Source organism: Isoptericola halotolerans, assembly GCF_045689585.1.
Taxonomy (GTDB): Bacteria; Actinomycetota; Actinomycetes; order Actinomycetales; family Cellulomonadaceae; genus Isoptericola; species Isoptericola halotolerans_B.
The window spans coordinates 900,115-914,138 of record NZ_CP140108.1 but is presented as its reverse complement, the minus strand read 5'-3'; the positions used below and the strand labels follow the sequence as shown (position 1 = coordinate 914,138).

The window sequence follows — 14,024 nt, the reverse complement described above, 5'->3', positions numbered from 1 at the left end:
CTGAGCCCCGGTGGGGACGGCGAGCGCCGTCCCCACCGGTACCACGCGCACACCAGGTACCCCCGCACACCCCGCACGTCCAGGAGCCTTCATGACCGACGTCCCCCGCCTGCTCGCGGGCCCCGAGACGACCCGCCCCGCACGCCTCGGGTACGGCGCCGACTACAACCCGGACCAGTGGCCGCGCGAGGTGTGGGCCGAGGACGCCCGGCTCATGCGGGCCGCCGGCGTCAACGTCGTGTCCGTGGCGATCTTCTCCTGGGCGCGCCTGCAGCCGGCGCCGGACCGGTGGGACCTCGACTGGCTCGACGAGGTCATGGACCTCATGCACGCCCACGACATCTCCGTCGACCTCGCCACCGCCACCGCGTCCCCGCCGCCGTGGCTGACCACCCTGCACCCCGAGATCCTGCCGGTGACGCGCACGGGGGAGACCCTGTGGCCGGGCGGCCGCCAGCAGTGGCGTCCCACCTCGCCGGTGTTCCGCCGCTACGCGCTCGCGCTGGTCGAGAAGCTGGCCGAGCGGTACGCCGAGCACCCGGCGCTCGCGGCCTGGCACGTCAGCAACGAGCTCGGCTGTCACAACGTCGAGGACTACTCCGACGACGCCGCCCGCGCGTTCCGCACCTGGCTCACCGTGCGCTACGGCACCCTCGACCGGCTCAACGAGGCGTGGGGCACCGCCTTCTGGTCCCAGCGCTACACCGACTGGGAGCAGATCCTGCCGCCGCGGCTCGCGGCGTCGTACCCGAACCCGACGCAGCAGCTCGACTTCAAGCGGTTCTCGTCCGACGCGCTGGTGGAGCACCTGCGCGCCGAGCGGGAGGTGCTGCGCCGGATCACGCCGGACGTGCCCATCACCACGAACTTCATGGTGATGGGCGAGACCAAGGGCATGGACTACGCCTCCTGGGCGCCCGAGATCGACTTCGTCTCCAACGACCACTACCTGCAGCCCGGCCCGCAGGGCCGTGAGGAGATGTCCTTCTCGGCGAACCTGACCAGCGGTGTCGCGGGCGGGCGCCCCTGGTTCCTCATGGAGCACTCCACCAGCGCCGTGAACTGGCAGCCGGTGAACGTGCCGAAGCGACCGGGCGAGCTGGCCCGGGACTCCCTGACGCACGTCGCCCACGGCGCCGACGCCGTCTGCTTCTTCCAGTGGCGCCAGTCCGCCGCGGGCGCGGAGAAGTACCACTCGGCGATGGTGCCGCACGCCGGGGAGGAATCGGCGCTGTTCCGCGACGTGGTCGCCCTCGGCCGCACCCTCGGCGACCTCGCGCCCGTCGTCGGTGCGGAGCGGGCGCCGGCCCGCGCCGCGATCCTCTTCGACTGGGACTCCTGGTGGGCGTCGGAGCTGGACTCGCACCCCACCGAGGCGCTGCGCTACCGCGCCGAGGCGCTGGACTGGTACCACGCGTTCCTCGACGCGGGGGTGCGCGCCGACGTCGTCCCCGTGGCCGGGCTGGAGGACGGCCGTACGGACCTCGGCCACTACGACGTGGTCGTGGCCCCGGTGCTGCACGTGGTCCCGGCGGCCCTGGCCGAGCGGCTCTCGCGCTGGGTCGAGGCCGGTGGCCACCTGGTCACCACCTACTTCTCCGGCATCGTCGACGCCGACGACCACGTGTGGCTGGGCGGCTACCCGGGCGCCCTGCGCGACCTCCTCGGGCTGCGCATCGAGGAGCTCAACCCGCTGCGCGACGGCGAACGCGTGCGGCTCGACGACGGCTCGACGGGCACGCTGTGGACCGACCGCATCGACGTGCTGCCGGGCACCGACGTGCTGGCGACCTATCTCGACGGGCAGCAGGCCGGGCGACCGGCCGTCACCCGGCGGACGGTGGGGCACGGGTCGGCCGCCTACGTCTCGACCCGGCTCGGTGCGGCAGGCCTCCGGCCGCTGCTCGAGCGGCTGCTCGCCGCCGCCGGCGTGACGAGCGAGCTGCCCGCGCCGCTGCGTGGGCGCGTCGAGCTCACCGTGCGTCGCACCGCCGACGAGGAGTTCTGGTTCCACGTGAACCGCACCGACGAGCCGCTGGGGCTCGCCGGCCTCGACGGCAAGGTGCTCGTCAGCACCACGCCGCACGACGGCGAGGGCACGGCCGCTCGTCCGTCCGGCGAGGCCGCGGCCGACACGCTGGCGCCCCGCGGCGTCGTCGTGCTGCGCCGTCCGCGCGCCTGACCTGGGCGAACGACCGCACGAGCTGCACGACCGGACCATCTCGGACCATCGCACCGACGCGAGAGGAAGGCTCACCGATGAGCACCTGGCAGGACACCGCGCCACCGCCCCGAGCGGTACGCACCCGGCGCACGGTCGCGTCCCTGACCGGCGGCCTCCTGGTCGCCGGTCTGGCGACGGCGCCCGCGACGGCGGCCCCGGACACGGCCCCGGGCGCGACGACGGCAGCGGCACCGAGCGCGACGGCGGCGCCGGCCGCCGACGTCACCGTCCGTCCCGACCCGTCCTACGCCGGCCAGCCGTTCGAGGGCTGGGGGACCAGCCTCGTCTGGTTCGCGAACGCCACCGGCGACTACCCGGACGAGATCCGGGGCCGGCTCGCCGACATGGTCTTCGGCGACGGAGGCCTGAACCTCAACATCGCCCGGTACAACGTGGGCGGCGGCAACGCGCCCGACGTGCCGGACTACCTGCGGGCGGGCGGCGCCGTCGACGGCTGGTGGAACGCTCCCGAGGGCACCACGCGCGACGACGTCGACTGGTGGGACGCCGATGACCCCGCCGACTGGGACCCCGACGCGGACGCCACGCAGCGCTGGTGGGTCGACCGGATCAAGGACGACGTGACGCACTGGGAGACGTTCTCCAACTCCCCGCCGTGGTTCATGACGGAGTCCGGCTACGTCTCGGGCAGCTTCGACGCCGGGAAGGACCAGCTCAAGCCGGAGAGCGTCGACGACTTCGCCAGGTACATGGTGGGCGTCACCGAGCGGCTCGAGGACGCGCACGGCATCGACGTGGACACGATCGACCCGTTCAACGAGCCCAACACCGACTACTGGGGCACCCAGCTCGGCGCGGACGGCAACCCCACCGGGGGCCGGCAGGAGGGCGCTCACATGGGGCCCGCGCTGCAGCAGCAGGTGATCCCGGCGCTGGCCTCCGCGCTGCAGGGGGCGGGGACGGACGCCGTGATCTCGGCGATGGACGAGACCAACCCGGGCCGGTTCGCGAGCAACTGGAACGCGTACTCGCCCGAGGTCCGGGACCTGGTGGCCCAGCTCAACGTCCACACGTACGGCACCGGTCAGCGCACCACGGTGCGCGACATCGCCAAGGGTGAAGACAAGCCCCTGTGGATGAGCGAGGTCGGCGGGTCGTGGAGCAGCACCGGCCAGGACTTCGAGTCGATGGAGTCCGGTCTGGGCAGCGCCCAGCACATCGTCGACGACCTGCGTGAGCTGGAGCCGTCCGCCTGGGTGTTCTGGCAGCCGGTGGAGGACTACGACAACATGGCGCCCGGCGGCGAGAGCCCCGAGGGCGGCAACTGGGGCGAGATCCAGATCCCGTTCTCCTGCACGGCCGAGGACACGCTGGAGACCTGCCCGATCTACACCAACACGAAGTACTGGGTCACCCAGAACTTCACGCACTTCATCACGCCGGGCGACCGGCTGATCGGTGCGGACGACCCGAGCAGCACCGCGGCCGTCTCCGCCTCCGGCGACCGGGCCGCCGTCGTGCACGTCAACGACGCGACCTCCGCGCGCACGGTCGCGCTCGACCTGTCCGGCTTCGGCGAGGTGGCTGCGGGTGCCACCGTCACCCCGGTGATCACCGACGTGGACGGCTACCTCGTCGAGGGCGACCCCGTTCCCGTCGAGGCCGACGGCGCGGCGAGCGCCACGCTGACGGTGCCGGCCGAGTCCGTGACGACCTTCGTCGTCGACGGCGTCTCGGGCGTGGCCGACGGCGCTCCGCTGGCCCAGGACGGGCACGTCTTCCGGATCGACGGCGTGCAGTCCGACCGGTCGCTGGCCCCGGCCGGCGACGGGGTGCAGATCGCCACCGACGGCCCCGCCGCGGCGGACCAGCTGTGGACGCTCACGGACCTCGGCGCCCCGGAGGGCTCGGGCACCCACCGCACGCGCTACGCGGTGACGAACGTGTCCACGGGCCAGCAGCTCGCCGTCGACGCCGACACCTCCGCCGTGCTGGTCGGGGCGCCGGCCGACCCGGCCGATGCCCCCGAGGCCGCGCGCTGGATCCTGTCGACCCCGGGCGACGGCACGTACACGCTGGTCAACGCCTCGTCGGGCACGCTGCTCGAGGTGGGCGGTCAGGCCACCGCCGACGGCTCGCCGGTGGGCACCTACCTGGCGAACTCCGGTGCGAACCAGCGGTGGGAGATCGTCGACGAGACGCTCCTCGCCACCGCGCCGGTGGACGTCTTCACGACGCCGGGCACGGCCCCGGAGCTTCCGGGGACCGTCACGCCCGTCTACCCCGACGGCGCTCGTGCCGCCCTGCCGGTCACGTGGGACGTGCCGGGTGACGACGCGTGGGCCGAGCCGGGCACCGTGGAGGTGACCGGCACGGTGGCGAACCCGGCCGGCGGCACGGTCGCCGCGACCGCGAGCGTCACGGTCGACGTGCTCGCCTCCACCCGCACGGCCTCGGCCTCCACCTACGCCGGCGGGGAGCCGGCGTTGCCCGCCACGGTGACCGCCGTGACGGCCGGCGGCGTCGACGTGGAGCGCGCGGTCACCTGGCAGCTGGCGGCCGACGGCGTCTACGACGAGATCGGTGTCGTGCAGCTCTCCGGGACCGCCGACGCCGGGGCGGGTGGCACGCTGCCCGCCACCGTGCGCGTCCTGGTCACCGAGCCCGGCGAGGCGAACGCCGCGACGGCCGACGGCACCACGGTCGAGGCGACGTACACCGAGCCGGGCTACCCGGCCGAGCGGGTGGTGAACGGCGACGTGGACGACAAGGGCTGGTCCAGCTGGCGGTCCGGCGACAAGAACCCGTCGGACACGCTCACCGTGACCCTGGCGGAGCCGCGGGACGTCACCGGCGTGGACGTGTCCTTCTACGTCGACGGCTCGCACCGCAGCTGGGCGCGGAGCCTCCAGGTCGAGGCCCGCGTCGACGGCGCGTGGCAGCCCGTGGGGGACCCGGTCGAGCCCGAGGCCGGTGCCGAGCCGGTGCAGGTCGGGGCGGACGTGCGCACCGACGCCGTCCGGGTGGTCATGACCGCCCACGAGGCCACGCACCTGGTCGTCAGCGAGATCGAGGTGCTGGCGAAGGTCGCCGGCGACCCCTCACCCGTGTGGGATGCGGACGCGACCTACACCGCCGGTGACGAGGTGTTCCACGACGGCTCGTACCACGTGGCGCAGTGGTGGACCCGCGACGAGCCGGGCAGCAGCGTCTGGGGCTCGTGGCAGGAGACCGTCCGCGCCGCCTCGGGCGACGCCCTGTGGACGCCGTCACGCGTCTTCACCGCCGGCGACGTCGTCGTGCACGACGGCGAGACGTACGTCGCGCGGTGGTGGACCCGTCACCAGGAGCCCGGCGACCCGCGCGGACCCTGGGCCGCCGCAGGCTGAGAGCGCGCCGCCGAGCAGGAGCCTGGGCCCGCATTCACCCTCGAAAGCGGGCCCAGGTTCCTGTTCGGCATCGGTACGGTCGCGGTGTGAGCAGCAGCGGGAGCGTCGGGATCGTCGGGGGCGGCATCGTCGGCCTCGCCGTCGCCCGAGAGGTCCTGCGGCGGCGCCCGGGCACCCGGGTCGTCGTCCTGGAGGCCGAGGACCGTCTGGGCGCGCACCAGACGGGTCACAACTCCGGCGTGGTGCACGCGGGCATCTACTACCGGCCGGTACTACCGGCCGGGCAGCCTCAAGGCGCGGCTGTGCGCCCGCGGGCGCGACCTGCTGCGGGAGTACTGCGCCGAGCACGGCCTGCCGTACGACGAGGTCGGCAAGCTCGTCGTGGCGGTCGACGGCTCGGAGCGCGGCCGGTTCGACGCCCTCGAGCGGACCGCCCGCCAGAACGGGGTGCCCGGGCTGCGCCGCCTCGGTGGCGCGGAGATCGCCGACGTCGAGCCGCACGCCGTCGGGGTCGCCGCCCTGCACTCGCCTCGCACCGCCATCACGGACTTCGTGGCCGTGTGCGTCCAGCTCGGTCGCGACGTCGAGGCGGCCGGCGGGCAGGTGCGGCTCGGCGCGCGGGTGACCGGCATCGCACGGTCGCACGGCCGGGTCGTGGTCACCTGCGCGGACGAGCGGCACACCGTGGACCGGCTCGTCGTGTGCGGCGGTCTGCAGTCCGACCGCCTCGCCGGGCTGGTGGGCGGCGCCCGCTGCCCCGTCATCGTCCCGTTCCGCGGTGAGTACCTGACGGTCCGCCCGGTCCGGCGGGACCTGGTGCGCGGCATGGTCTACCCGGTGCCCGACCCCCGCTACCCGTTCCTGGGCGTGCACTTCACCCGGACGGTGACCGGCGACCTGGAGGTCGGGCCCAACGCCGTCCTCGCCCTGGACCGCGGCGCCTACCGGCGGTTCGCGGTCAGCCCCCGCGACACGGCCGCCGTGCTCGCCTGGCCGGGCTTCTGGCGGATGGCCGCCCGGCACTGGCGCACCGGCGCGCGGGAGGTGTACGGCTCCGCCGTGACGGCGGCGTACCTGCGGGCGGCCCGGCGCTACGTCCCCGAGATCGGCGGCGACGACGTCGTGCGCGGGCGGGCAGGCCTGCGCGCCCAGGCCGTCGAGCGCGACGGCTCCCTTGGTGGACGACTTCGCCATCGAGACGTCCGACGGCGTCACGTGCCTGCGGAACGCGCCCTCGCCCGCGGCGACGTCGAGCCTCGCGATCGCCGAGCACGTGGTCGACCGTGTCGACGGGTGAACACCGGTTCCGCGAGATCCGGCCCCGCCAGGGCCTGACCGGCGCTGATAATCTCACCGCGTGATGAGCCATGCCTGAGGCGACGGTGACGATCCACGACGTCGCGCGACACGCCGGGGTGTCGGCGGCGACGGTCTCGAACTACTTCAACTGGCCGGACAAGCTCTCGGACCGCACCAAGACCCGCGTCCACACGTCGGTGACCGAGCTGGGGTTCGTGCCGAACATGCCCGCGCGTCAGCTGCGCCGGCAGCGCAGCGGGATCGTGGGGCTCAGCGTCGTCAACGCCTCGAACCCTTTCTTCGCGGGGATCGCGACGGCGGTGGAGCAGGTCGCCGAGGACGCGGCGCTGTCGGTCGTGGTCGGGTCCTCGCACGAGTCGGCCGACCGCCAGGAGAAGTTCCTGACCCTGTTCGAGCAGCTCCGCTTCGACGGGGTCGTCGTGGCGCCGTCGGACGACGAGCTCGAGCCGCTGCGCCAGCGCCGCGACCGCGGTACCCCGGTCGTGCTGGTGGACCACGAGGACCCGGACGGCCGGCTCTCCTCGGTGTCGCTGGACCACCGCGAGGGCGGGCGGATCGCCGCCGAGCACCTCGTCACCGCGGGGCGCACCCGGTTGCTCTTCGCCGGCGGCCCCGAGGGTGTCCGGCAGGTCGCGCGGCGGCTGGAGGGCTGCCGTGAGGTGGTCTCCGGCATCGACGGCGTCCGGCTCGAGGTGGCCCGTTCGGCCGACCTGGACCTCGTCGACGGCGAGGAGATGGGTCGGTGGCTCGCCGGGCTCGACCCGGCGGAGCGCCCCGACGCGGTGTTCGCCGGGAACGACCTGCACGCCATCGGCCTGGTCAACGCGCTGGTGGCGGGTGTCGTGCGGGTGCCCGAGGACGTCGCCGTGGTCGGGTACGACGACATCCCGTTCGCCGCGCGAGCGGCCGTCCCGCTGACCACTGTGCGGCAGCCGATCGCCGAGATGGGACGTGCGGCCGCCCGGCTGCTGCTGGACGAGATCAGCGAGCCCGGCCGCGAGCCGAGGGACGTCGTCTTCCCTCCGGAGCTCGTGGTGCGCGGGTCCGCGCCCTGACGCTCTACGCGCGCGAAGACACGCGTGAGTCTGCGGCTTGGCTGCGGGCGGACGCCTTGCTGCGCTGCGGCCCCACCCTGCGCCGCGCCTCCGCCTCACGCGTGTCTTCGCACGCGTGAGTCTGCGGCTTGGCTGCGGGCGGACGCCTTGCTGCGCTGCGGCCCCACCCTGCGCCGCGCCTCCGCCTCACGCGTGTCTTCGCACGCGTGAGTCTGCGGCTTGGCTGCGGGCGGACGCCTTGCTGCGCTGCGGCCCCACCCTGCGCCGCGCCTCCGCCTCACGCGTGTCTTCGCACGCGTGAGTCTGCGGCTTGGCTGCGGGCGGACGCCTTGCTGCGCTGCGGCCCCACCCTGCGCCGCGCCTCCGCCTCACGCGTGGGTGGGGTGCTCGTGGTCCGGGTGCGTGTACGGCTCCACCTGGAACGTGGTGTGCTCCACCCCGAAGTGCTCGGCGACGCAGTCCTGCAGCTCGTCGAGGATGCGCCCTGCGTGCCCGTCCTGGAAGCACCCCGTGTCCACGACCACGTGGGCGGAGAGCTGGGGCAGACCCGTCGCGATGAGCGAGGCGTGCACGTCGTGGATCTCGCGGACGTGGTCGACCCGCAGCAGGTGCGTCCGCACCTCGTCGAGGTCGAGACCTGCCGGGGTGGACTCCAGCAGCACGGCCCCGGTCTCGCGCAGCAGCCGCACGGCCCGCGGCACGATGAGCGCACCGATCACGAGCGCCGCCACGGTGTCGGCGTACTGCCAGCCGGTCGTGGTGATGATGACGGCGGCGACGATGACGGCCAGGGAACCGAGGGCGTCGTTGAGCACCTCCAGGAAGGCGGCGCGCAGGTTGAGGTTCGCGGTCCGGCGCGAGGCCAGCACGGCCAGCGCGGCCACGTTGCCGACGAGCCCGATGACGCCGAAGACGACCAGCTCGCCGCCCGGGATCTCGGGGGGCTCCTGCAGCCGCCGCACCGCCTCGACGAGCACGAAGACGCCGACGGCGAGCAGCACGGCCGCCTGGGCGAGCGCGGCCAGCGCCTCCGCACGCCGGTAGCCCCAGGTGCGCCGCGCCGTCGGCGGCCGCAGCGCGACGTGCGCCGCGAAGAGTGCGAGGCCGAGCCCGCCCGCGTCGACGAGCAGGTGTGCGGTGTCGACCAGCAGGGCGAGGCTGCCGGTCAGGACGGCGCCCACCACCTGCGCGACGACGATCGTGGCCGTGATGCCGAAGGCGACCGCGAGGCGGCCCCGGTGACCACCGTCGGGTGGCGCGTGGCTGTGACCTGCGCCCATCAGTCGTGGTCCTCGACGAGCTCGCCCTCCCAGGCCTCGAGCCCCTCGTGCACGGCGAACGCCGCGACGACGAACCCGGCGACGGGGTCGATCCACGCCTGGCCCGTCCACCAGAAGGCGAGCAGGCCGGCGAGCGTCGCCACCGACAACCAGACGCAGACCCGCGTCTCGGCGGCGTCCGCGAGGACGAGCGGGTCGCCGAGCGCCCGGCCGACCCGGTACTTCGCGGCGGCGAGCACCGGCATGACGACGAGCGAGGCGATCAGCACCCCGAGGGCGACGGGCGAGGTCTCCGGCACGGCCCCGGAGACGAGCGCGCGGACGCCCTCGACGGTGACCCACGCGGCGAGCAGGAAGAACGTGGCGGCGACGGCACGCAGGGTGCGGTGCTCGCGGCGGAGCTCGGCCGGGTCGGTCTCGGTGGGATCGGGCCCGGCCTGGCCGGGTGTGGTGCCGCGCCGGAGGCGCGCTGCCAGGCGCATCGCCACGAGCACGGCGGCGGCGGTCTCGATGCCCGAGTCGATGCCGAACCCGATGACGGAGACCAGCCCGGCGGCGATGCCGGCACCGATCGCGACGACGCCCTCGACCACGTTGTAGCCGATGGTCAGGCGGGCCAGGCGCAGCCCGCGCCGGGTGAGCGCGGTGGTGGTCGTGGCGGCGTCGGCGGCGGGGCTCATGCCGCGACCTCGCCCGCCGCGCCCTCGCCCTGGGCGCCCGTCGCGGGGCCGGTCGCGCAGGTGCAGTCGGGCCCGCAGCAGTCGGGCTCGACGATCAGGGTGAGGCGCAGGAGGTCGCCGAGGGCGTGACCCAGGTGCGGGTCGCAGAGCCGGTACTCGGTCCGGCGCCCGTCACGGTGGGCGGTCACGAGCCCGCAGCCGCGCAGGCAGGCGAGCTGGTTGGACATGACCTGACGGGAGACGCCGAGGGCGTCGGCGAGGTCGGCGGGGTAGGCGGGCGCGTCGCGCAGGGCCAGCAGGATGCGCGCTCGGGTGGGGTCGCCGAGCGCGTGGCCGAGCCGGGCGAGGGCGGCCGTGTGGGTGAGCGTCACCGGGTCCATGGGCGTAACAGTACACAATGCACTGTATTCAGGGAAACGTGTACCAGTTCCGGTGCGCCTGCGGCACGCACCCGCTATCGCCGGCGGGTGCCCGCGCCTCGCCCTCTCGCCGCGCTCGCCGTCGCCGTCGCGGCGGCGCTCTGCCTGACGGCCTGCGAATCCCCCGCCGACCTGGCCGAGCCCGCGCGGTCGGAGAGTCCGGCCGATCCCGCAGCGACGACGTACGCATGGTCGAGGACCGGCAGTACACGGGCTCCGAGCTGTCGACGTGCCTGGCAGCGCTGTTCCAGGCCTGGGGCTCGGGTCGCGAGTACATGGACGACGGCACCACCACCGGTGACGTCGAGTTCGTCTACACCGAGGACGTGCGCTCCTTCGACGTGGTGCTGCACGGCGACGCCACCGGACGCCTCCGCGTGGTCGGCGAGGACTCCTGGTTCGACGGCGGCGCCGGATGGCAGCCGGACGAGGTGATGGGGCCGCTGTACGCCGTGCTGTCGAGCCCGGAGGCGCTGTTCGAGGTCGTCGCACCGGACTCCACCTGGACCGTGCAGGGCGAGCGGGAGCTCCTCACCCTGCCGAGCGGTGACGACGTCGAGGCGTGGGCGGTGGTGCTCGACGAGGGCTACGACCTCGGTGACGTCTCGGTCGAGGAGTGGACCCTGTGGTTCGCCGACGACGTCACCCCGGTCGGCAACAGCGGCACGTCGTCCGTCTGGGGGACCAGCGCCACGTCGACCCAGATCTTCTACGACCTGGGCGCCGACATCGTCATCGAGCCGCCGGCCTGACCCGTCAGTCGGGCGGGCGCTGGAGGTGACGGCGCAGCTCGCGGCGGGCGCGGTGCAGCCGTGACTTCACGGTGCCCACCGGCACGTGCAGGCGCAGCGCGACCTCGGCGTCGGGCAGGTCGTCGACCAGGGCGAGCCGCGCGACCTGGCGCTCGAGCGGGCCGAGCAGCGCGAGGGCGTCGCCGAGCGCGATCCGGTCCGCGACGGACGCGGCGTGGTCGGGGGCGATCAGCGTCTCGGGCGCCGCGGTGGCCGCGGTGCGGTGCAGCAGGCGGTCCTGGCGCAGGCAGCGCCGGCGCTCGTTCGCGCAGAGCCGGGTGGCCACGGCGCGGAGCCAGGGCCAGGCGGTGGTCTCGACGTGCACGGCCCGCCGCCGGCGCCAGAAGGTGTGGAAGACGTCCCCGACGACGGCCGTCGGGTCCGCGCTCGCGACGCCCCGCAGCTGAGCGGTCACCCAGCGCAGGACGCGGCGGTGGTAGCGGCCGAACAGTGCGGCGAACGCCTGCTCGTCGTCGGTGCGCACCCGCGCCCACAGCTCAGGATCCGTCGCCTCGGAACGCATGGCGGACCTCCCGTCGACGGCTCCTCGCGACCCCGTGCACCCTCAGCCTGCAGCGGAGGGCGACGGAGCGCAAGGCGGTCGCTGACCTTCGGGTAGGTCAATCGGTGGTCAGCGCGGGCGGAGCCCGTCCAGGAGCGAGGGCCAGAGGCGTTCCAGCCGGTCGACGAGGTCGCCGGGATCGGGGAGCCGCCGGGCGAGCTCCTGCATCCCCAGGAACGTCGCGACCAGGTGCCAGGCGAGCGAGTCGACGTCGATGTCGGTCCGCACCTCGCCCGCCCCCACCGCGCGGTCGAGGCAGCGGCGGACGACGCCGATCCAGCTCGCGAAGGGGTCGGGCAGACCCTCCGCCGCACCCTGGGCGGTCAGGCGTGCGGCGGCGCGCAGGGCGACGTCGTCCCGGAACCGTCGGGCCGCCTCCGCCGAGAGGCGTTCGAGGGCGTCGAGGCCGGTCAGGCCGTCGTCGTCGATCGCGCGGACGATCGGTTCCCAGGCGGACGACCCGGAGCGGACGACCTCGGCGGCGAGCTCGGCCTTCGACGGGAAGTGGAAGTACACGGACCCTTTGGTCAGTCCGAGGCGGTCGGCGATGTGCGCGACAGAGGTCGCGGAATAGCCGTTGGCGTCGAACTCCTCGGCGGCGGTGTGCAGGATCGCCGCTCGGGTCGCTGCCTTCTGTCGTTGTCGTGATGTTGCGGCCACCGATGATTCCTTCGCTGCCGGCCGGTGCCGGAACGCCTGGTATCGCGGCGTTCCTCACTGGACGGTAGCGCGATCGGAATGGCGGGTCGTCCGGGCGCGCGGAGGGATAGGGGAATGTGTGCGCGGAATTCTTCGGGCGATTGACGCGACAATCCTCTTTCACTGACCCGACAGAAGGTCAGTCAATGCCCGAGACGCACCTCGCCGCGGGCGACGACCGCCCTGTTCTGCAGCACCGAGACCTCGACCGCATCGGTGGCTGCCGTCGCGTAGACCTCCGGGCGGGGCGTGTACTCCACGAACCGGTCGATCCCCATCGAGACGCCGACCGCGGGGCGTCCTGGACGGAGCAGGTCCGCGGCGCGCAGCGCCGTCGCCACGAGCGTGTGCCCCGAGAGCCGGTCGAGCGTGGGGTCGACCTGCCACGGGTCGTCCGACTCCCACCCGATCCGGCCGAGCAGCCGGTCGCCGTCCTGCTGCAGGACGCTGACCGGCGACTCGTCGTGCCGGACGGGGGCGGACCCCGCCGGCGGTGCGCTGCCGCGCACGAGGGGGTACGTCAGCGGGTCGATGCACTGGACCGAGCCGCTGCCGTGCGCGATCTCCCGGGATCCCGCCCGCACGGTGACCGACGCGTCGAAGGCCGTCGTGGTCCCGCGCCGGACGCGCCGGGAGTGCACCCTGGCGAACGCCGTCGCGCCGAGCGTCCCGCCTTCCGGCAGCGCCGGTGGTCGGCCCGTCCACCGGAACCCGATCCGCCGCATGCTCAGGTGATGGTCAAGGGGCACGCCCAGGCACTCCCGGGCCAGTGTCACACCCACGTGCCGCACCAGCTCCAGGCCCACCAGGAGCGGGACGGGCTCGCCGGTCGGGAGTCCGGCACGTGCGGTGACACGCACGCCCAGGTGCCAGGCATCCGTGCCGGCCGCCGACGGGCTCCCCACCCGCACCGGTCCCGGTTCGGCCCCACCCGCCGCGCTCAAGATCCCCATGCTCCGGAATGTCCGGCACGAGCGGATCGGTTCACGCCGACCCCGGCCGCACCAGTCCCGACTCGTAGGCCAGCACGACCAGCGCGGCCCGGTCACGCGCCTCCAGTCGGGCCAGCAACCGGCTCACGTACGTCCGCGCGGTCGCGGGGGAGAGGTAGAGCTCGGCGGCGATCTCCGCGTTCGTCAGCCCGCGGCCGACGGCGGCGAGCACCTCGCGCTCACGGTCGGACAGCGCGTCGAGCGGGGAGGTGGCCGACGGCGGCGGGCCGGCCACCACGGCGCGCATGACTCTCGCGGTCACCGCGGGCGAGAGCAGGGAGTCCCCGGCGGCGACGGTGCGGACCGCCGCCCGCAGGTCCGCCGGCGCGACGTCCTTGAGCAGGTACCCGGCGGCTCCCGCCCGGATCGCCGCGAAGACGTGCTCGTCCTCGTCGAAGGTGGTCAGCACGAGGACCCGCACGCCCCGCAGCGCCGGGTCGGCGACGATCCCCCGGGTCGCCTCGATCCCGTCCATGCGAGGCATGCGCACGTCCATGAGCACGACGTCGGGCACGGTCCGCCGGACCAGGGCGAGCCCGTCCCGTCCGTCCGCGGCCTCGCCCACCACCTCGATGTCACCGTCGCGCTCGGCGAGCGGGCGCAGTCCGGCACGGACGAGCTCCTGGTCGTCGACCAGCGCGAGGCGGATCAC

The 14,024-nt window shown here is 74.3% G+C and carries 12 protein-coding genes and 1 pseudogene; 6 read left to right on the top strand and 7 right to left on the bottom strand.

What is annotated here, in order from left to right:
- Positions 1 to 91 precede the first annotated feature (91 nt).
- From UQW22_RS04285 to UQW22_RS04265, 5 genes and pseudogenes are all read left to right on the top strand, one after another.
- Complete coding sequence (locus tag UQW22_RS04285; protein ID WP_407319646.1) at positions 92 to 2,182, top strand: beta-galactosidase; 2,091 nt, start codon at positions 92 to 94, stop codon at positions 2,180 to 2,182.
- A gap of 77 nt (positions 2,183 to 2,259) precedes the next feature.
- The gene (locus tag UQW22_RS04280; RefSeq protein ID WP_407319645.1) at positions 2,260 to 5,574 is read left to right on the top strand and encodes an RICIN domain-containing protein; all 3,315 of its coding nucleotides are present in this window, start codon (positions 2,260 to 2,262) and stop codon (positions 5,572 to 5,574) included.
- Positions 5,514 to 5,744, top strand: a pseudogene (locus UQW22_RS04275) (hypothetical protein); the annotation flags it as partial. The gene UQW22_RS04280 and the pseudogene UQW22_RS04275, both read left to right, overlap by 61 nt.
- A gap of 130 nt (positions 5,745 to 5,874) precedes the next feature.
- Positions 5,875 to 6,909, top strand: a complete 1,035-nt coding sequence (lhgO, locus tag UQW22_RS04270; protein WP_407320715.1) for an L-2-hydroxyglutarate oxidase — start codon at positions 5,875 to 5,877, stop codon at positions 6,907 to 6,909.
- Positions 6,910 to 6,941: 32 nt separating this feature from the next.
- Positions 6,942 to 7,949, top strand: a complete 1,008-nt coding sequence (locus UQW22_RS04265) for a LacI family DNA-binding transcriptional regulator (protein WP_407319644.1) — start codon at positions 6,942 to 6,944, stop codon at positions 7,947 to 7,949.
- Between the two features lie 368 nt (positions 7,950 to 8,317).
- Here the strand turns inward: UQW22_RS04265 and UQW22_RS04260 are convergent, their stop codons facing one another.
- The 3 genes from UQW22_RS04260 to UQW22_RS04250 are packed head-to-tail and all read right to left on the bottom strand — an operon-like array spanning position 8,318 to position 10,289.
- Positions 8,318 to 9,229: a cation diffusion facilitator family transporter gene (locus tag UQW22_RS04260; RefSeq protein WP_407319643.1), complete on the bottom strand. Its 912-nt coding sequence runs from the start codon at positions 9,227 to 9,229 to the stop codon at positions 8,318 to 8,320.
- Positions 9,229 to 9,909, bottom strand: coding sequence for a cation diffusion facilitator family transporter (locus tag UQW22_RS04255; RefSeq protein WP_407319642.1), 681 nt, complete (start codon positions 9,907 to 9,909; stop codon positions 9,229 to 9,231). Before UQW22_RS04255 ends, UQW22_RS04260 begins: the two co-directional genes overlap by 1 nt.
- Entirely contained in the window at positions 9,906 to 10,289 is a 384-nt protein-coding gene (locus UQW22_RS04250; protein WP_407319641.1) for an ArsR/SmtB family transcription factor, read from the bottom strand. Before UQW22_RS04250 ends, UQW22_RS04255 begins: the two co-directional genes overlap by 4 nt.
- Positions 10,290 to 10,516: 227 nt before the next feature.
- Between UQW22_RS04250 and UQW22_RS04245 the strand changes: the two genes are divergently transcribed.
- Entirely contained in the window at positions 10,517 to 11,080 is a 564-nt protein-coding gene (locus tag UQW22_RS04245; RefSeq protein WP_407319640.1) for a hypothetical protein, read from the top strand.
- Between the two features lie 4 nt (positions 11,081 to 11,084).
- Here the strand turns inward: UQW22_RS04245 and UQW22_RS04240 are convergent, their stop codons facing one another.
- The 4 genes from UQW22_RS04240 to UQW22_RS04225 form a co-directional block, all read right to left on the bottom strand.
- Entirely contained in the window at positions 11,085 to 11,642 is a 558-nt protein-coding gene (locus UQW22_RS04240; RefSeq protein ID WP_407319639.1) for an RNA polymerase sigma factor, read from the bottom strand.
- Between the two features lie 108 nt (positions 11,643 to 11,750).
- A complete protein-coding gene (locus tag UQW22_RS04235) occupies positions 11,751 to 12,341 on the bottom strand; it encodes a ScbR family autoregulator-binding transcription factor (RefSeq protein WP_407319638.1) in 591 nt (196 codons plus the stop codon).
- Positions 12,342 to 12,523: 182 nt separating this feature from the next.
- Complete coding sequence (locus tag UQW22_RS04230; RefSeq protein WP_407319637.1) at positions 12,524 to 13,333, bottom strand: hypothetical protein; 810 nt, start codon at positions 13,331 to 13,333, stop codon at positions 12,524 to 12,526.
- Positions 13,334 to 13,364: 31 nt separating this feature from the next.
- Positions 13,365 to 14,024 (bottom strand): response regulator, encoded by a 660-nt coding sequence (locus UQW22_RS04225; protein ID WP_407319636.1) that lies wholly within the window; start codon positions 14,022 to 14,024, stop codon positions 13,365 to 13,367.